Source organism: Helicobacter sp. 16-1353, from assembly GCF_003288815.1.
Lineage (GTDB): Bacteria > Campylobacterota > Campylobacteria > Campylobacterales > Helicobacteraceae > NHYM01.
In genome coordinates, this window is record NZ_NHYM01000002.1 from 81,310 (window position 1) to 100,378 (window position 19,069).

At 31.0% G+C, this 19,069-nt stretch carries 23 protein-coding genes and 1 tRNA gene; 10 read left to right on the top strand and 14 right to left on the bottom strand.

What is annotated here, in order from left to right; genetic code table 11:
* Nucleotides 1-87 precede the first annotated feature (87 nt).
* Genes panD through CCY99_RS01745 form a run of 8 tightly spaced genes read left to right on the top strand, consistent with a single transcriptional unit; the run spans nt 88 to nt 5,907 of the window.
* Complete coding sequence (gene panD / locus CCY99_RS01715; RefSeq protein WP_112059683.1) at nt 88-453, top strand: aspartate 1-decarboxylase; 366 nt, start codon at nt 88-90, stop codon at nt 451-453.
* Nucleotides 453-755 carry a YbaB/EbfC family nucleoid-associated protein gene (locus tag CCY99_RS01720; RefSeq protein WP_112059684.1) on the top strand — a complete coding sequence of 101 codons (303 nt, stop codon included), beginning with the start codon at nt 453-455 and terminating at the stop codon, nt 753-755. Before panD ends, CCY99_RS01720 begins: the two co-directional genes overlap by 1 nt.
* Entirely contained in the window at nt 730-1,719 is a 990-nt protein-coding gene (locus CCY99_RS01725; RefSeq protein ID WP_146744918.1) for a PDZ domain-containing protein, read from the top strand. The genes CCY99_RS01720 and CCY99_RS01725 overlap by 26 nt, the downstream gene beginning before the upstream one ends.
* Nucleotides 1,720-1,728: 9 nt before the next feature.
* Complete coding sequence (locus CCY99_RS01730) at nt 1,729-2,583, top strand: polyprenyl synthetase family protein (RefSeq protein WP_112059686.1); 855 nt, start codon at nt 1,729-1,731, stop codon at nt 2,581-2,583.
* An 18-nt stretch (nt 2,584-2,601) separates the two neighbouring features.
* A complete protein-coding gene (gene surE / locus CCY99_RS01735; protein ID WP_112059687.1) occupies nt 2,602-3,375 on the top strand; it encodes a 5'/3'-nucleotidase SurE in 774 nt (257 codons plus the stop codon).
* Nucleotides 3,376-3,409: 34 nt separating this feature from the next.
* Nucleotides 3,410-3,571, top strand: coding sequence for a hypothetical protein (locus CCY99_RS09430; protein ID WP_181646796.1), 162 nt, complete (start codon nt 3,410-3,412; stop codon nt 3,569-3,571).
* Nucleotides 3,568-4,563, top strand: a complete 996-nt coding sequence (locus CCY99_RS01740) for a carbon-nitrogen hydrolase (protein WP_112059688.1) — start codon at nt 3,568-3,570, stop codon at nt 4,561-4,563. Before CCY99_RS09430 ends, CCY99_RS01740 begins: the two co-directional genes overlap by 4 nt.
* Before the next feature lie 15 nt (nt 4,564-4,578).
* Nucleotides 4,579-5,907 carry an MATE family efflux transporter gene (locus CCY99_RS01745; protein WP_112059689.1) on the top strand — a complete coding sequence of 443 codons (1,329 nt, stop codon included), beginning with the start codon at nt 4,579-4,581 and terminating at the stop codon, nt 5,905-5,907.
* 6 nt (nt 5,908-5,913) lie between these two features.
* Here the strand turns inward: CCY99_RS01745 and CCY99_RS01750 are convergent, their stop codons facing one another.
* From CCY99_RS01750 to CCY99_RS01785, 8 genes are read right to left on the bottom strand one after another with little or no spacing between them, the layout of a single operon-like run.
* Nucleotides 5,914-7,077 (bottom strand): Opr family porin, encoded by a 1,164-nt coding sequence (locus CCY99_RS01750; protein ID WP_112059690.1) that lies wholly within the window; start codon nt 7,075-7,077, stop codon nt 5,914-5,916.
* 29 nt (nt 7,078-7,106) lie between these two features.
* On the bottom strand, nt 7,107-7,931 hold the full coding sequence (gene panC / locus CCY99_RS01755) for a pantoate--beta-alanine ligase (RefSeq protein ID WP_112059691.1): 825 nt from the start codon (nt 7,929-7,931) through the stop codon (nt 7,107-7,109).
* Nucleotides 7,932-8,651, bottom strand: a complete 720-nt coding sequence (pyrF, locus tag CCY99_RS01760) for an orotidine-5'-phosphate decarboxylase (protein WP_112059692.1) — start codon at nt 8,649-8,651, stop codon at nt 7,932-7,934.
* A gap of 2 nt (nt 8,652-8,653) precedes the next feature.
* Nucleotides 8,654-9,070, bottom strand: a complete 417-nt coding sequence (gene nusB / locus CCY99_RS01765; protein ID WP_112059693.1) for a transcription antitermination factor NusB — start codon at nt 9,068-9,070, stop codon at nt 8,654-8,656.
* Nucleotides 9,070-9,534: a 6,7-dimethyl-8-ribityllumazine synthase gene (gene ribH, locus CCY99_RS01770; protein WP_112059694.1), complete on the bottom strand. Its 465-nt coding sequence runs from the start codon at nt 9,532-9,534 to the stop codon at nt 9,070-9,072. Before ribH ends, nusB begins: the two co-directional genes overlap by 1 nt.
* Nucleotides 9,535-9,544: 10 nt before the next feature.
* Entirely contained in the window at nt 9,545-10,348 is an 804-nt protein-coding gene (gene kdsA / locus CCY99_RS01775; protein WP_112059695.1) for a 3-deoxy-8-phosphooctulonate synthase, read from the bottom strand.
* Nucleotides 10,349-10,358: 10 nt separating this feature from the next.
* Entirely contained in the window at nt 10,359-11,015 is a 657-nt protein-coding gene (locus CCY99_RS01780) for a carbonic anhydrase (protein WP_112059790.1), read from the bottom strand.
* A gap of 16 nt (nt 11,016-11,031) precedes the next feature.
* Complete coding sequence (locus tag CCY99_RS01785) at nt 11,032-11,811, bottom strand: flagellar motor protein MotB (protein ID WP_112059696.1); 780 nt, start codon at nt 11,809-11,811, stop codon at nt 11,032-11,034.
* Between the two features lie 106 nt (nt 11,812-11,917).
* Between CCY99_RS01785 and CCY99_RS01790 the strand changes: the two genes are divergently transcribed.
* Both CCY99_RS01790 and CCY99_RS01795 read left to right on the top strand, forming a co-directional pair.
* Nucleotides 11,918-12,583, top strand: coding sequence for a DedA family protein (locus CCY99_RS01790; RefSeq protein ID WP_112059697.1), 666 nt, complete (start codon nt 11,918-11,920; stop codon nt 12,581-12,583).
* A gap of 80 nt (nt 12,584-12,663) precedes the next feature.
* A tRNA-Ala gene (locus CCY99_RS01795) sits at nt 12,664-12,739 on the top strand.
* A 103-nt stretch (nt 12,740-12,842) separates the two neighbouring features.
* Here the strand turns inward: CCY99_RS01795 and CCY99_RS01800 are convergent.
* From CCY99_RS01800 to CCY99_RS01825, 6 genes are all read right to left on the bottom strand, one after another.
* Nucleotides 12,843-14,168: a restriction endonuclease subunit S gene (locus CCY99_RS01800; protein ID WP_181646797.1), complete on the bottom strand. Its 1,326-nt coding sequence runs from the start codon at nt 14,166-14,168 to the stop codon at nt 12,843-12,845.
* Complete coding sequence (locus CCY99_RS01805) at nt 14,161-16,482, bottom strand: N-6 DNA methylase (RefSeq protein WP_112059699.1); 2,322 nt, start codon at nt 16,480-16,482, stop codon at nt 14,161-14,163. Before CCY99_RS01805 ends, CCY99_RS01800 begins: the two co-directional genes overlap by 8 nt.
* Nucleotides 16,483-16,484: 2 nt before the next feature.
* Nucleotides 16,485-17,831: a UDP-N-acetylmuramoyl-L-alanyl-D-glutamate--2,6-diaminopimelate ligase gene (locus tag CCY99_RS01810; protein WP_112059700.1), complete on the bottom strand. Its 1,347-nt coding sequence runs from the start codon at nt 17,829-17,831 to the stop codon at nt 16,485-16,487.
* Nucleotides 17,815-18,405 (bottom strand): hypothetical protein, encoded by a 591-nt coding sequence (locus CCY99_RS01815; RefSeq protein WP_112059701.1) that lies wholly within the window; start codon nt 18,403-18,405, stop codon nt 17,815-17,817. The genes CCY99_RS01810 and CCY99_RS01815 overlap by 17 nt, the downstream gene beginning before the upstream one ends.
* Before the next feature lie 13 nt (nt 18,406-18,418).
* Nucleotides 18,419-18,664: a NifU family protein gene (locus CCY99_RS01820; RefSeq protein WP_112059702.1), complete on the bottom strand. Its 246-nt coding sequence runs from the start codon at nt 18,662-18,664 to the stop codon at nt 18,419-18,421.
* A 71-nt stretch (nt 18,665-18,735) separates the two neighbouring features.
* Entirely contained in the window at nt 18,736-19,059 is a 324-nt protein-coding gene (locus CCY99_RS01825; protein ID WP_112059703.1) for a hypothetical protein, read from the bottom strand.
* Nucleotides 19,060-19,069: the final 10 nt, after the last annotated feature.

Consider the following 19,069-nt stretch of genomic DNA (forward strand, 5'->3'; position numbering starts at 1 on the left):
GAACCTTTAAAAAAAATTATCTAGCAAGTATAATCAAATTATGTTAAAATTTTTTATAAGAATTTATATGTAAGAGAAGATAAGATTATGAAAATAGAAATGCTTTATAGCAAGATTCACAGTGCTACGATAACCGATGCAAATCTCAATTATAAGGGCTCAATCACTATTGATAAGATGATTTTGAAAGAAGCGAAACTCTTTGTAGGGCAAAAGGTGGATATTGCCGACATTGATAATGGAGAGCGATTTTCCACTTATATCATTGAAGGAGAGGCAAATAGCGGGACTATCTGCCTAAATGGAGCTGCAGCAAGAAAGGTGCAAATAGGCGATAAAATCATTATTATGGCGTATGCAAGTTACGATATAGATGAGTTAGAATCCTACAAACCTACCATTATTTTATTAGATAGTAATAACAACATAATCTCACATTCAAAGGAAATATGATGTTTAATCCTGATGATTTGAATAAAATGCTAAATCAATTTCAAGATAATTTTAAAAATATAGAAGAGAAACAAGCAAATACTATTTTTAGTGCTACAAGTGGTGGTGGCTTGGTGAAAGTAAGCATAAATGGCAAAGGAGAGGTTGTAGATTTAAACATTGATAAAAGTTTATTAGATGATGTAGAATCGCTACAGATTCTGCTAATTGGTGCAATCAATGAGGCTTATAAAAATGTTGAAGTAAATAAGAAAAATACTGCAATGGAGCTTTTTGGTGATATGTCGCCATTTAAAAATTAAGGTATTTTGTGTATTTATCTTAACTTTGGGCTTTGTAAATGCACTAGATTTTAGTAAGTGTAGAGAGTTTTATATAAATAACTCCAAAGAATTCGCTAATACAATGGCAATCCACATAGGAAATGGGAATTATCTAGCGTATTCTAGTATCCCGCTTGATAGCAAATCATTAATAAAAAAAGATGATTTTTTGGGTTTATATCTATTTAAAGATATGGAGCTAAATGGTAAATTTATATTTAATAATATACACAAATCAATCCCCGTAAAAGCGATAAATAAAGATTCTATTATAAATGGCGAGATTCTACAAAAACAACAATCTTTTAATAAACTTGCAATATTTAGTAAAAATATAGATGAAAACTCAATCATTAGTGATATTTGCTATCAAATTTATGGGATTAGTGCGGGGAATAATAAATTTATCGATAAAAAATATATTGATATATTCCTAAAAGCTAAAAATATAGCATATTCTTATATAAGTATATTTGTAGTAGATGGCAAAGATGGGGTTATAGTCAGCGATACTAATCCACTTATAAATACTGGAATAAATATAGGAGATATAATACTTAAAGTTAATGATAAAAATATAGTAGATTCTAATGATTTTGTAGATACGATTACATTACTAAAGCCAGATTCTAATGTAAAAATAACCATTAAAAGAGATTCTAAGATTCTAACATTAGAAGTAAAAACGATACGACGAAATGTCCGCTTTAGCGATGATGTTTCATTTTTAGAAGCATTTGGCATTGTTTTAAATAAAGATTTAGTTGTGCTTAAAAATATCGGCAAAACCTATTTTAAAGAAGGTGATAGAATCCTAAGGGTAAATCAAATAAAAGTAGATTCTATCCAAGCATTAAATAAGGCAATAGCCACACAGAAAAAAGATGAATTGTCATTATTGATACTTAGAAATAAATTTGAGCTTTTCATTACACTAAATTGAGGGGAATCTATGAAAAAACAATATGAAAATATAATGAGCGATTTTGAGGATTTCTTAAGAAATCACAATACAAATATAATGGAAAGCTTTCATCCACATTTCAAAGAAGCATTTTGGGAAATGGTTATAAATGGTGGCAAAAGATTCCGCCCGAATCTGCTTTTCAGTGTTGTTTTAGCGAAAAAACCCAAAAAAATAAAAGATACATTTATAGTGGCACTAGCATTGGAATCCTTACATACATATTCGCTAATACACGATGATTTACCTGCTATGGATAATTCACCTTTAAGAAGAGGACATCAAACCCTACATATAAAATATAATGAGACAAGTGCGATTCTAGCAGGAGATGCACTAAATACCTATGCTTTTTATCTCATTGGAAAATCACATTTTAAAAATAAGATAAAAGTCAAATTAAACAACTCACTTTCATTTGGTGCTTTAAAAATGGTCTTAGGACAAGCTTGTGATTGTTATTTTGAAAATACCATTTTGCAAAAAGATAAACTTGATTTTATCCATATCAATAAAACGGCAAATCTCATAGCAAGTGCATTAGAAATGGGCGGGATAATCGCTGAGCTACCAAAAAAAGAGATTAGTAGTTTATATAAGTTTGGTATTACACTTGGTTTATATTTCCAAATAAGAGATGATTTGCTTGATACATTAGAAAATGAAAAAGATATAGGAAAGCCCACACACAATGATACAAATAAAAATAGTTATGTGAATCTTTTGGGATTAGAGAATGCAAAAAAAGCAAAAGAAGATTTGAAAAATATCATTATGGAACGATTAGCAAAGATTGATAAAAAGATAAGTAAAAATTTGGAGATTTTACTTCAAGCATATTAAAAAATAATAAGGATATAAATGAAAAATATATTAATCACAAATGATGATGGATTTGATTCTCCTGCATTAGAAGCACTAGTGGAGGCTATCAAGGATTTAGGTAGGATTCTAGTCGTCGCCCCTGCTAGTGAAAAATCCGCTTGTGGGCACGGACTTACACTAACAAAACCTCTAAGATTTGTAAAAATTAAAGATGATTATTATAAATTAGACAATGGAACGCCGGCAGATTGCATTTATCTAGCATTAAATACACTTTATACGATAAAACCGGATTTAATCATATCTGGAATCAATATAGGTGCAAATATGGGCGAAGATGTAACCTACTCAGGAACCGTTGCAGGTGCAATGGAGGGTGCTATAAGGGAGATTCCATCTATCGCTATATCGCAAGTATTAAGCGATAAAAATGACGCTTTTATATATGATTTTACATTAGCAAAAGAAGTAACAAGAAATATTGCTCAAAAAATATTAGATAGTAGTTTCCCACTAAATGGAAGAAAACTGCTAAATATAAATATTCCTCAAGTAAAAAGAAAAGATTACAAGGGGATAAAAACTACTCAATTAGGATATAGATTATACGGCAATGACGCACATCTACATCGCAATCCACGAGGGCAAGAGTATTATTGGCTGGGACTTCACCCACTAGAATGGAATGAAAGGGAGGAGAATAATTCGGATTTTCAAGCGGTATTTGATGGATATACAAGTATTACGCCAATATTGCTTGATATGACAAGCTATAAAGATATAAATATTGTGTCTAATTGGATAAAATAAATTGTAAAATATTAGATTTATAAAAGGGGATATTATGAAAGAAGAAATATTAAAACTAGCAATGCAAGATAGCGATGATGATTATGATGATTTAGACGAGGATTGGGACGATTTTGATGATAGTGATGAGATAGATTATGATTATGATGACGATGATTATACAATAGATGATGACGATTACGAAGATGACGAATGATTAGAAAAAATAATATCCAAGTGGCATTAATCCAGCATTCATTTAAACAAACAAAAGAAAAAACCATTGAATACACATTAGAAATGATTAGACAAGCTGCGATAAATGGTGCGGATTTGGTAGTATTGCAGGAGCTTCACACAAGCGAGTATTTCTGTCAAAGTGAGAATGTGGATTTTTTCAAATACGCAGAATCTTTTGAAAATGAAATTGAGATTTTCTCCCAAGTGGCGAGAAAAAATAATATCGTTTTGGTTACTTCACTATTTGAGAAACGAGCAAATGGGCTTTATCACAATACCGCTGTGGTTTTCGAAAAAGACGGGAGTATCGCTGGGAAATACCGCAAAATGCATATTCCAGATGACCCGGGATTTTATGAGAAATTTTATTTTACCATCGGCGATAATGAATTTCGCCCAATAGAAACCTCAATTGGAAAACTTGGCATTTTAATCTGCTGGGACCAGTGGTTTCCAGAGGCTGCTAGGCTTATGACTTTGGGCGGAGCTGAGATTTTGATTTACCCAACAGCGATTGGCTTTTCCCCAAATGAGCCAAAAGAAGAGCAAAATCGCCAATTAAATGCGTGGCTTGGAGTGCAGAAAGGACATGCAATTGCAAATGGCGTATTTGTAATAGCAGTAAATCGTGTGGGATTTGAGGAAAATAAACTTATAGAATCTATAGAATCCAAAACCACCACAGAATCTAAAATAGCCGAATCTAGCGAATCTAAAATCGCCCAAGATTCCACAAAATACGCAGATTCCGCCAAATCCAATCAAATAAATGGCATTGAGTTTTGGGGGCATAGCTTTATTTTTGGACCACAGGGCGAGGAAATCGCAATGGCAAAAACCCAAAATGATGAGATAATCAAAGCTATAATTAATATGGATAGAATAGCCGAAGTCCGCCATATGTGGCCATTTTTACGAGATAGAAGAATTGAGTTTTATCAAAATATTACAAAAAGATTTATAGACTAATTTGGGCTAATCACATTGACAAAGCACAAAATCACATTCGCCCAACGATGTAAAAGAATCCTAAACATAGCCATTCCCTCTGGCTTAAACTCTTTGCTTGATATTGCAAATATAATGATTGGTATTTTTATGATGGGTAAATTATCAAGCTATCATATTAATGCCGTTGGGCTTGGGCTAAATTTCTTTATGCTAATTTTTGTTATCACAAATGTATTTTTTGTAGGGACAAACGCACAAATATCGCGTCTATATGGCAAAAAAGATTTTAATGCGATTATAGATGTTTTATCAAGTATGTTTTTTGGGGCAATTGCTTTTTCACTACCCATATATCTTATTGCTAATTTGCTATATCCAAGCTATTTTAGCTGGATTGGAGTGGATACCACATCTCAAGCTTTGGGAGGAATATTTGTAAATATTATTTTATTTGGGATTCCTGCGTTACTTGCAAAAAGTATATTAATATCATCATTTGCCGCAATGGGTAATACAAAAACACCATTTTTTATCAAAATAGTAATAACAACAATAAATATAGCATTAAATTATATTCTTATTTTTGGAATCTTTTTTGAGCCACTAGACATCGTGGGAATGGCTATATCAAATCTATTGACTTCATATTTAGAGTTAGTTATATTACTAGCATTACTAGCTAAGAAAAATGGCAGATTAAAATTAAGATTCTTCTTTTCTCCTGCTATTTTCAAAAAAGGTATAAATATCGGGATTCCAGTCGGCGTGGAAAGAGGATTTACGATTATATCGTTAATCTTAATATCAAAATTCATTGCAACTTATGGGAGTGATTATTTAGCGGGATTCCAAATCGGCACAAGAATTGAAGCATTTGCTGTTATGCCATCTTTTGGATTTATGGTCGCTTCTATGGCACTCACAGGACAATATCTAGGAAAAAATAGAAAAGATTTATTAAAGCAATTTATCTACACAATAATCATTCTAGGCTCGATTTTTATGGGAGTTATGGGGCTTTTTATGATGATTTTTGGGGAAGCCCTAAGCTATCCTTTTAGCAATAAAAACGATGTAGTTTATAGCTCGATGATGTATTTATTTTTTATTGGGCTTTCGCAGATTCCACTTGTTTTTATATTCGTTCTTGATGGTGCATATCGTGGAGCAGGTGCGACAAAAATATCATTGATAATAAATATTACATCAATTTGGGGGCTTAGAATCCTACCAATGTATTTATGTTTAATAGCAGGATTACCAATATTTTCGATATATATAATAATCCTAATTGAAACATTTATAAGAGGTTTTATATTCTTTTATGTGTTTAAAAAATACTTTGATAGAATCTTTATATAAGGATTCTTAGAATCCAAGCTTTACTGCTAAACCAAGCTGATTTAGCGTAGGAATGGCATTTTTACCTCCGTGTGTATTTAGAAAATAGAAAATAACATTAGTAACTTCACTTGTTTTCCAATCAAAATATAGATTTATTTCACCTTGAGAATATTTCTTAGAATCTACGCTTTGATTCCTATTAAAAGTATTGTAGCCATATACTAAATAAGTTTGTATTATATTTGCATCGATACCAATCTTCCCATAAAATAAATTTACATTTCGCTCATAATTTAATGCATCGCCACTAAAATAAAAAAACGGATTAAAGCTATTTCCTGTAAGCTGTAGATTCCCCATTCCAATAGATGAACCTGTTTTAATATAGCCTAATTCCCCATAGAAAATATTAAAATTAAATCCAATATCTGCATTAAATAAAAGGCTATTTTTATCCCTAAAAACACTATTTCTATGCTCAAATCCAGCGACTATTCCCGCACTTGCATCTATATAAGTCGTATCTAAATCTGCTTTAAATGCAAGAAAACTATAAAATTGTGGCGAGGTTAGACCATAAGCTTTTAGTTTTAAAATCTCCAAAATATCCAAAGTAAGCCCTAAATAATATGCCCCACCATATTTTGTATTAAATTTTTCAAAGCTTGAAAGCTCTCGTGGCAAAACCCTACCATATTGATTTATCCATATAGCATCAATAAGCAAAAAACCCAAAGATTTATTTCGAAACCAAATGCCATCCATTTGCTTTGCTATTAAATCACTTTCTTGCTCCAATCTACCTGCTTGTATATTAGTATCACCATCAAAATACTCTAAATAACTCCTAGCAAGCATTACTCTACTATTAGTCCAAAAATCCCTTGCACCATCACCTTTTCCGCCACTATAGCGAGAATTCTTACTACCTTGTATCAAAGGAAGCGCCCCTCTAAATCCAATATATGCTCTAAAATATCCATAAAAAGCACTATGATAATAAAGTCCAAATGATGTCGCTAGATATGCATTATCTTGATATTTTGTGCCATTTTTATCTGGTGAAGAATTTGCATAATCAAAAATAAGATGTATATCTCCCTCTTTTGTCCCTGATGTTATGGCATCTGTAAAATTATTTGCACTCAATATCCCAATAGTAAAAATTAAATAAAAAATAACCCTCAAAGCAAACTCCTATTTTTCAATATTAGATATTAAAACCAACAATTATCCAACAATCTAACCCCGCCAACCCTAACTGCTATTATTAATAGAGATTCTCCATTTTTCACTTTTTCAATGGGATTTAGATTAAAATCTACAATCTTGCAATAATCCACTTCTAAATCTCCCAAAACATCTAATGCAGCCTTTTCTAATACGCTAGATTCCAATTTATTCGATAAAACACAATGCGAAACAATCTCTAAAGCTTTAGGAATCCTAAGTGCGAGATTATACGAAGCAGAATCTAAATAAACATTTCTTGAGCTAAGTGCCAAATTATTAGAATCCCGCACAATATCACAACCAACAATATTTATATTAAAAAACAAATCCCTAACCATTCGCCTAATTATAAGCAATTGCTGTGCGTCTTTTTTGCCAAAATACGCATTAGTAGGACGAATTAGATTAAAAAACTTCGCGATAACAAGCAAAACGCCATTAAAATGTCCGGGGCGAAATGCACCTTCAAAAACATTAGCCATTTTTATAGGTGGAATAATATTTACTTCATCTTTTATGGGATATATGTGGCAAACTTCAGGGGTAAAAACCACATCAACACCCGCAATCCTACAAAGCTCAATATCTTTATCTTTCGCTCTGGGATATTTATCAAAGTCTTCATTTGCACCAAATTGTGCTGGATTGACAAAGATAGATACAATGGTTTTGTCATTATTTTTCTTAGAATCTCGCATTAAAGATAAATGCCCTTGATGTAAAGCTCCCATAGTAGCGACATATCCAATTGTTCCATTTTGATTATTTCTCCAAGCGATTAAACTATCTATATCCGCTATAATCTGCATTTAACACCCTTTATTATCTAGTATTGATAATATTTGCTTTGTTATAAAAATAGGATTCTTGTGCTTATAAATAGGTCGTCCTATAACGATAAAATCGCTAGATTCTGCCATTTTAATAGATGAAGTGCGATTTTGGTCATCGCTATTATCATATAAATCTATTGCTGTATTAAAATCGCTCTTTATAGGTCTAATTCCCGGAGTTAGCGTTAATAAATCAAATTTATCTTTTATAGATTTAGATTCCAAAGGAGAGCACACTATACCATCAATCCCGCATTCATTGACTATTTTTGCAAGATTTAATATAGCCTTATCTAATGGAGTATTATAGATTTCTACAAAATCATCATTTGTAAAACTTGTCAATGCACTAACCGCAAAAATTAATGGCGGATTCTCACATTGTTTTATTAGTTTTCCAATCTCACGCATTGCTACTCTTCCACTACTTGCGTGAATAGTAAGCATACTAACATTTAATTTCATTATCTCTCTAATGGAATCTAGCATTGTATTTGGAATGTCATAAAGCTTTAAATCTAAAAAAATCTTAAATCCAAGATTCTCTAAATCTTTTATAAAATCTACACCATCGCGTATAAAACTTCTAAGCCCAATCTTTAAATAAATATTATAAATATTATTTTTTGCAAGATTCTCGCATAAAGCAAGATTCTCATCTCTTGGCAAATCAAGGGCAATACATAGTTTTGGCATTATCAACCTTTATTTCTAATATTATTATTTTTGCCTATGGAATCTAGGATTCCATTTACGAAACGAGAGGTATTATCACTTCCTAATATTTTAGATATTTCCAATGCTTCATTAATGATAATAGGTATATCAAGATTAGTGAAAATCATCTCATACACGCCTAAGCGAATAATACATTTATCAATAACACCAATTCTATTAAAATCCCAGCTTTTAAGCGAATCTATAATAATCTTATCAATATCATCAAGATGCGAAACTACACCATCAAATAGATTTAGTGCAAATTCTAATTGCATATTTTTAATTTTTTTCTGCTCTAACATCATTGGAGCAAATTTTCGTATATCTGTATTTCCGCTTGAATACGCATATAAAAGCACAACAACTGCTTCTCTTGCGTGTGTTCTAGTCGCCATTATATTTTCTTATATAAACTCATCAATTCTATTAATGAATTCATCGCTTCAAAACCTTTATTGCCTACTTTCGTCCCAGCTCTCTCAATGGCTTGTTCAATGGTATCTGTTGTTAAAAGACCAAAGCTCACACAAGCACCATATTTAAGTGTGGCATTGGCGATACCTTTTGTAGCCTCAGCACTCACATAATCAAAATGTGGGGTTGAACCGCGGATAATAGCCCCTATGCAACAGATTCCATCATAATCATCTTGACTTAAAAGCCTATTTAGTGCAAATGGAATCTCATATGCCCCCGGCACTAAAATAAGATTTAGATTATTTTCATCTCCCCCGTGTCGCAAAAAGCTATCTTCTGCCCCTTCAACTAATCTATCTGTGATAAGATGGTTGAATCTTGATGCTATAATTGCCACTTTTTCACTGCCATTTAGTCTTAAATCACCTTCAAATCTATTCATTTCATCTCCTTTAGTCTATATTTGAAATCTCTATTAATTTATTTACAATAGTGTTTAAATCCTTAGAATCTACCATATTACTTCCATCACTTAGGGCATTTTTAGGGTCATTATGTGTTTCTAAGAAGAATCCATCTACACCAACTCCAGCAGCAGCCCTTGCTAAAGGAATCACAAATGAGCTATCTCCAGAGCTTTTACCGCCACCAAGTCCGGGCATTTGCACACTATGCGTAGCATCAAAAATAGTTGGGGCAAATTTACGCATTATAACCAAACCTCGCATATCCACGACAAGATTCCCATATCCAAAGCTACTGCCTCTTTCTGTTGCCCAAATATTTAATCGATTAGAAATATCATAATTAACGCTATCTCCGCCTCTAGTTTTAATAGCTTTAAATATCGCGTATTTCATATCTGCTGGATTTAAAAACTGCCCTTTTTTGATATTTAAGATTCTATTTGTTCTTGCAGATTCAACAATCAAATCTGTTTGCCTACAAAGAAGAGCTGGGATTTGAATTACATCGGCGACTTCTGCTACACTTTCAACTTGATAGCATTCATGCACATCAGTAATAATCTTATATCCAAATTCCTTTTTTATCTCTTGCAATATTTCCAAGCCTTCTTTCATTCCAACACCACGATAATTTTCCAAACTAGTTCTATTTGCTTTATCAAAACTAGCTTTAAAATAAAAATCGATATTTGGATTATTTGAGACCTCTTTTAAATCATTTGCAATAATCTTAATCTTATCATAGCCCTCGATAGCACAAGGTCCAGCCATTAGAATCATCTTTTTCATATTACCTCTTTTAACTGCTTTTAGTTTGTGTATTTTTTATAATCTTAAATTCTCTTTTTATCATATTATAATTTAAAATCTCGCCTGTTTCTATAATATAATACCAACCAAAGATTCGCAATTCACCAGCATCAAATTTTTCCTCAACAAATGGATAAGTCATAAGATTCTCTAATTGCTGTTCTATATTTATCTGCTCTGTTAGCCAAATACGCTTTGCTCTTGAATTTGGTTTTAATGCTTCTACTCGCTCTTTCACAGGATTCAACAAATCAAGCCATTTACAAACATAGGGCGTAGCTGATAATGTTTCTTTAGTTTCATAGATAGCCGAACAAGCACCACAATTACTATGTCCGCAAATAATGATATTTTTTACATTTAAGATATTTAGTGCATATTCTATCGCTGAAGTCGTTGCTAAATAGCCACTTCTTATATGATTTGGATTCTCTCTATAAGGTGGGACAATATTTCCAATATTTGTAACTACAAATAATTCGCCCGGCAAAGTATTTGTGATTAAACTAGGGACAACTCTAGAATCCACACAAGATATAAAAAGCGTATGTGGGTCTTGCTTTTTCTTAAGATTCTCATATAATTCTTGATGATTTAGATAATCTTCTTCTCTAAATTTTATTGCACCTTCAAATAACTCTTTCATCGTTGGATTATGCCTTTTATTGTTGTATTTTATTGATAATATCTTTTGCTTGTTGTTTTTTATCCTTAGTGTTTCCAATAAAACTAAAGTTTATATCAACTCGCCTATTTTCTGCTCTACCTTGTAATGTTTCATTCGAAGCGATGGGATTAAATTCGCCATCTCCGCCAACTTCCATTATATCTGCTGGAACTCCAAAGGTTAATAGCATATCAGCCACACTAAGTGCCCTTTTATTTGATAAATCCCAATTATCAATGCTACTACCACTTTTGTATTGAACATTATCAGTATTGCCTATTATTCGTAATGTTAATATATCTTTATAAGAATCCAATTCCATAGCCAATCTTTGCAAAAATATTTTTCCATCGTTATTTTCAATCACACTACTTCCAGTATTAAATAACAAATCATTTGGAATCCTTAAAATAAAGCCATCTTCGGATTCTTCTAGATTAATACCCGGACCATCAGCAATCTTTGTCATTTCATTATATTCGGTAATAAGACTTGAAAATACATTCATAACATTTTCTGCTGGGCTATCGTGGGTTATTGGCGTTGCTTGAATGCGATTTGGCTGTGTGATTTCAGTCTCTTTTCCATGTTCTAAAACCGATAAAGCTCCCTGTAAAGAGCCGATAGCTGAATCTACTTTTTCGTGGTCGAATGTAGCCATCGATAAAAGGAGTATAAAAAATGTTAAAAGCAAACTCATCAAATCCCCAAATGTCCCAAGCCATAGTGGGAGTCCTTTTTTCTCGGATTTTTGATATAATTTTTTTCTTTTCATCAATTATAAACCTTAAAATAATGTTTTAATTTGTGGTAATTATAGCATTTATATTTTATTGATGGTTTTAAATGATGATTTATAATCTTTAAAATTGTAGGTGTAAATGGCAGATATAATTAACTTTATTGTAAATACAGTCGGGCAACTTGGGTATATTGGTATTTTTTTTATGATGTTTTTAGAATCTAGCTTTTTCCCTTTTCCAAGCGAAGTGGTTATGATACCGGCTGGATACCTAGCATATAAAGGTGAAATGAATATTTATATAGCAGTAATTATGGGAATCTTAGGCTCACTTGCTGGGGCTTTATTTAACTATTATTTAGCAATAAAATTTGGGAGAAGTTTTATTCTAAGATTTGGTAAATATTTCTTTTTTAGTGAAAAAACAATGCAAACGATGGAGATTTTCTTTCAAAAACATGGCGAGATAAGCACTTTTGTAGGGAGATTAATCCCAGCAGTTAGACAATATATATCACTTCCAGCAGGATTGGCAAAAATGAATCTAGCTAAATTTAGCTTTTATACAAGCTTTGGGGCTGGAATCTGGGTTATAATATTAACAATATTAGGATACTATGTCGGTGCAATTTTCAGCGGTGGAATGGAAGTTAGTGAGGTTATAGCTACTTTTACTTCAAAAAATCTAACGAAAGAAGAATTGCAGATTAAATCCTATGTAACACAAGCGGTGATTTTCACTCTAATAAGCGTAGTCCTTATCGTAGGCGTTTATGTGGCATATAAAGTAAAAAAGAAAAATTGATACGAAAATTTAGAGAATCTTTTTATGGGATTTTAAAGTAGTTTTTATATTTAATTACTTAAGATTCTCTTTATATATTTGGGGTGTTAGCTCAGTTGGGAGAGCGCAACGCTGGCAGCGTTGAGGTCAGGGGTTCGACCCCCCTACACTCCACCAAAATATAACTTCATATAATCACACCAATCCTTATAAAGATTAATTTTATATAGTGCTAGTGAAAATATTTTTTGAAATAATCCAAAAATAGTTTTAAAATCTATTATGCAAATAATTCTCTTTCGAATTCTTGTTGTGCAAGTGTGCGGTTATTTTCTGCTTGTTTATTGAGAGATTTTATCTTATCTTGCATTGATTTTATATGCTCTACTATTTTATTTTGTATGTCAAGAGGAGGAATAATCATTGGACTTTCCAAATATTCTTTACTATTGATATTTGGTTGGGCGTTTGCTCTTTGATTTGAAAGAATCCAAGTCTTATATGCTTTTGATTTTGAATAGTATAAAATATATTCAGGTTTTACTTTTGAAGTATCTAAATTAAATTTTATTAAATAACCAGCATATATACATTTTCCTAAAATATTCTTATATAAAAAAGTCCTTCCAACAGTTCCTGAACGAGCTATTAAAAAATCATTTTCTTTTAATAAATATTTGGTATCAACTTTTTTAGCCGAAACAATATTGTTGTTTAAAGAACCATCTTCGTTTATATCTGTAATCCTTATATAACGCACATCGGTTTTTATTTTTATCGCTTTTTCATTAGCTCCATACATAGGTTTACCAACTACTATATCCTTAAATTTTGATATTTTATATTTTTGAGATGAAATAGAACTTGTATTATTATAAACATCCCATCTGCTTAATTGTGATAATTTATAAATACTCCATATAATATTTTTCTCAAAATAACTATCAACTATTTTTAATCCAAGTTCATTTTGTAAATACTTCTCTACATCATCTTCAAGTTGTTTTGCCTGTTGCTCTTGTTTTTCTGCAAGTTTTATTTTTTCATTATATTTATTAATAATTTCTTGTTGCTTTTCTAATGATGGTAATGGAAACATAATATTTCCCATTGAAGCAAAGGAAAGAGTTTGCCGAACTGAACCCGTTGTATTTTCACGAATTAATTTATTAAATTTATTTGTTTTAAATAAAATATATAAAAATTCCGGGATTAAATTTTTTTTGCAGCTAAATACAACATAAGCGGGACTTATATATTTATATTTTTGTTCTTTGGTTTTTAAACCAATAGAGCCAACATTTATACGATATGGATTATATGCAAGAAAACCATCTTTTACAATTTTATATGGTTGGTTGATTTTAGAACCTTTTTCAATGTATGCGTCAAATAAACCTGTTTTATTATTAACACCTAAAATCTCAAATTTTTCATTTGGGAATTCAAAAGGTTTTATTTTTTCATTTTCTTCTGTTATGCAAGATGATAATTTTACAATATTATGATTTGAAATAATAGCATTAGAAGCATATCGCTTATAATCCCAAAGTGATAAAAATGAAAAATTTATAAAAGTTAAATATGAAAATTTTGTATTACTCATTAATAACTTGTTCCTCACCATTTATAATGCGTAGCAAATCATCATTTTGTAATTTGTATGTAACTCTCAAACTATTATCCTGCCATAATTGTTTTTCTTCTCTATATTTTTTAAATTCCTCTGCAACTTTTATAAGTTCATTTTCGCATTGACCGCCTGTTGTTGTAATTCCTGCTTTTTCAACCTGAACCATAGGTATTTCATAGTTGAATAATTTTTTTATTTTCTCTTTGCCTATGGTTTCCATTTGCTGTGAAAACTCTTTATCAAAAAGTTTTTTGCATTTCTTTTCTAATAAATTTAATGTAGCTATTGATTTTTTTGAAGTTAAGTTTAATAAAATTATTTTGTCTTTTTCAGTTTTAAAGTATTTATCAATTTCTTTTTGAACAGATTCTTTTATTTCTTTTTCAACTTTTGCCTTAATTTGAGCATATTGATTTTCTTCTTGTTCTGTAAATTTCTTGAAAAATAATAAACTAGGTTTGATTGTAGCACCAGATGCTATAAATACATCAGATGGAATTGATGTTATTAATAGAATCTTGGCTTTAGATTCAATATAATCTCGAACTTTTTGCAAATTTGCATTATTTAAAATTCCCTCAGGAAGAACTATTCCCATTCTTCCACCTTTTTTAAGGAGATTTAAACATCTTTCCATAAATAAAACCTCAGTAAGTCCGCTAACCTTACCTAAATCAAATCTATCAAGAACTTTTTGCCCTTTATCTATTGCATTATTTAATTCATTAATTTGTTTTATACAATCTTCCCCATAATGCTCCTTATACTCGTTTAATATTACATCATCATAAAATCTATCAGTTTCACTAAGCTTATAATCTTTTTCAACACGAGCACCAAAAGGTGGATTTGTCAATATAACATCGAATCTACCCTCAAAAATACCATTAATATTGATAAGTCCATCATGATGATGAACGCCGCCATGCCCATCTCCGTGCATTATCATATTCATTTTAGATGTTCTTGCCATTCTTGGATTAGCATCTGTTCCATATATACAACTTGATGATAACTTTGAAATTCTTCTATTTCTTTCTGATTTAGATTGTTTTGAATAGGATTTATTGGGAATATTAATATCGTAATTTATTTTTTTTAAAATTTCATTATATTTTTCATTGACTTTAGATTGTTGCTCTTCTGTCATTTTCTCATATTCACCATTAAATAATATTGCTTTTAAAACTTTTTTATTTTCTTCCACATCTTTTTCTATTTTATCTCTTATATATTCAAAAGATTTAATTAAAAAGCCACCAGAACCGCAAGTTGGGTCGCAAACCGTTTCACCCTCTTTTGGGTCAAGCACTTCAACCATAAAATCAACAATTGTTCTTGGAGTAAAGAATTGCCCTAATTCACCCCTAAAAGTCGTGCCTAAAAAATGCTCAAAAGCTATACCTTTAATATCATCAGAAGTTGCAGACAAATTATATTTCTCTAACTCTTTAACAATTTGTTCAAAACTATATTGCTTAATCTTAATTGTTTCAAAAGAATCAAAAAGCTTATCTTCTGCAAATTCATCTTTTGTGGCTTTAAATAAATATTGCATATATGGCATTTGTGCTTCTATTGGCAAATGTTTTTTGATATTTTTTTCGAAATGTTTTTCATCTCGTTGGAATTTATCCAATGAAAATAACACATCTTCATCGGGATTTCGTTCATATCTTATTTTCATAAAAAGAATTTTGCTTATTTCATCAAATGCGGCTTCTGGAGATAATTTATCATTGTTTCTAATAATGTTATGACATTTTTGAAGTAGTTTTGCAAACTCATCTCTTGAGAAAGCTTTTGTTTGAGATAATAATTTATCAATTTTCTTTTGGTCGTTTATTATCGCTGCCTTAGGAATATCAATGATTTCATCTAACTCCTTAGGCAAAGAATCCTTATCAACTTTAAAAAATTTAGTTTCCCTTGCATTTGTTGTAACAAAAAAATTTGCACCCGACCAAGCCGCATAATTTGCACCTTGATAATAATCTTCTTGCTTGATTTTCACAGTTTCGGCTTTACACTCCACAACAATAAATGCTGATTTTTTATTTTTCTTATCTTCTTTAGATTTCCAAATAACAATATCTGCTCTGGCTTTTCCTTGTCCCCTATGAGAATTATTTACTTTTAACTCTTCATCCATTTGCTCAAGAGAATATCCATAAGCATTGATTAAGCGACAAATATAATTTTGTCTAACTTCTTCTTCAGGTGTTAAAATAAGCCATTTATTTCTTAATGGCGAAAAAATCTTATTATTATCAATCTTAATTTCCATATTCACTCTCTTGCTTCATCATTTTTATAGAACTCTCTTACTTCCACTCTATCATCAAAGGGGAGAATCTTATCGCCGATTATTTGATAGGTTTCATCGCCTTTGCCAAGTATTAGCAATACCTCATCACTTCTTAATTCGCTTAATGCCTTTTGTATGGCTAGTTTGCGATTGGATTCTACAAATACCTTATTTTTATTACTGATGCCCTCTAATATCTCATTTATTATTGAGTGTGGATTCTCGCTTCGTGGATTATCGCTGGTGAGATAGATTCTAGTGGAGTAAATTTCAGCAATTTGTCCCATTACAGGTCGTTTTAATCTATCTCTATCGCCACCTGCACCAAAAACTAATTTTATTTTTCGTCCTATAAAACTTGATAGAATATTTTTCATTCCATCTGGCGTATGAGCAAAATCCACAATCACAAGCGGATTTATATGAACTACCTCCATTCGCCCACAAACTCCGCCAAATTCATTTAATGCTTTTGAAATATCATCTAATGCAATATCATTATTTAGAATCTTCACTGCTGCGATAGAAGCTAGGATATTGTATAGATTATATTTGCCGATTAGATTAGAGTGGATAAGGCATTCTTCCTTTTGCTTTCTTTTAAAATCATTCCAAGTTATATGCCCATCGATAGAATCCTTTATGCTATAAGCATTTAGGCTAAGATTCCCCTTGTTTTCAATGCCATAAGTGTAGCAATTAATAATATTAAATCTAGCATTTAGCGAATCTTTATTGATTAATTTTAGCCCCTCATCGCTAAAAAATGAGTTTTTTACTCGCTCATATTCCTCTATTGTTTTATGAAAATCTAAGTGGTCAGCTGTAATATTACTTAAAATTTTTAGTGCAAAGTCCAATCCCTCAATGCGGTTTTGTGCTATAGCGTGTGAGCTTACCTCCATCACAAAATAATCACAATTATATTTAGAGGCGATATGAATATTATTGTAAAGTTCTAATAAAGTTGGTGTTGTAAGCCCTTTGGAGGCGATTCTCTCATCGTTTATAAAAAAACCTCTTGTGCCTAAAAGTGCACATCTAAATCCCAACGATAATAATAATGAATAAATGCAAGAAGCTATTGTTGTTTTGCCATTTGTGCCTGTTATGCCTATTATTTTCGTATTATTTACAAGATATTTTTTTAATTCATTTGGGGATATTATTGTTGCGTTATTTGCTTGCATTTCTTGTAAAAATCTCGCATTCAAATCTGTTTTTACAAAAATAGTAGAATCTAAATCATCTAAAACCTCTCTACTATCATCGCTTAAATATAGATATTTGGAATGCGAAAAGTTGGAATTGTCAATGTTTATTTTCATTAATCTTTAAGGCTCTTTTTATGATTTTTTGCACTTCATTATCATAGATTATATCTCCCCTTAAACTTTCGATATATTGCATTGAAATATCGCCTAAGCCATTATCTATTAATAGATTTAGAAACTCGTAAAAATCACTTTTTTTGGTAAAAACTATCTTGGTATTAAACATCGCATATTCAAACATTTTTTTAAAGTCATTATTTGCTTCTATTAGTTTCTTAAAATCAGAATACAAGATTCCATCAATATCATTGATTTGTGCCTCTTCATAATCATTTAAAAGTGATACAAAGTGATTTGTATTTTTATCTAAAATATTAATTAAATTTATGATATTTTCCTCTGCATTGGGAAGCTTTTGGGTTTTTGTGATTTGATAATATTCAAATAGTTTTTGGGCTTGTTCCTCATTATCAATTGCCACATCGCAAAGCAAGATTCCCATTTTGGCTTCTTTGCTATCTGGATGCAAAACTATAATATCATTAAAATAATTTATCGCAATATGATATTTTTTAGCTAAAAATGCTTTTTTTGCTTTTCGTAAAATATCCTTAGATTTTCTATCCAAAATGCTACCTCTATTAATTAATACTTATAACTTCTAAATCAGGGTGAATATCCCTTCTTAATTGTCGTTCAATACCATCTTTAAGCGTGATATTGCTACTTGGGCAACCTTTACAAGCACCCTCTAATCTCACAAAAACCTTACCATCTTTAATCTCAACTAATGTGATATTCCCACCATCAAGCATAATAGATGGTCTAAGCTGATTTAAGATAGATTCTACCGGACTTATTAATTCCTCGTCGCTAAAAGGTAACATAATCAATCCTTACTTAACTTTAAACTAAATATTTAATATTCTATCATAAAATATGCATTAGTTTATTAAGATTAAACCTCTATATCAAGTGAGAAATCATCATCTTGTGCATAGATATTTTCTTTTTTTAGGGCAGAATCCTTGCTTTCTTCATTTATATTTTTTGGGCTTTCTTCGTTATATTCTTGTTTATTTGAATTACTAGAATCTTCGTTGATTTTTTCAATCTCTTCAGTTGGGCGAATCTCGGCATTTTCTTGCATTTTGTCGCTAAATTCTTGTATATTTATCGTGCTTTGGACATTTAGTTGATTTTGTGCATTTGCTTGAAGCTGTGCATTTAACTGCGTATTTTGATTAATATGAGTTATGTTTCCTATTTGAGATATAGCCATAATAACTCCT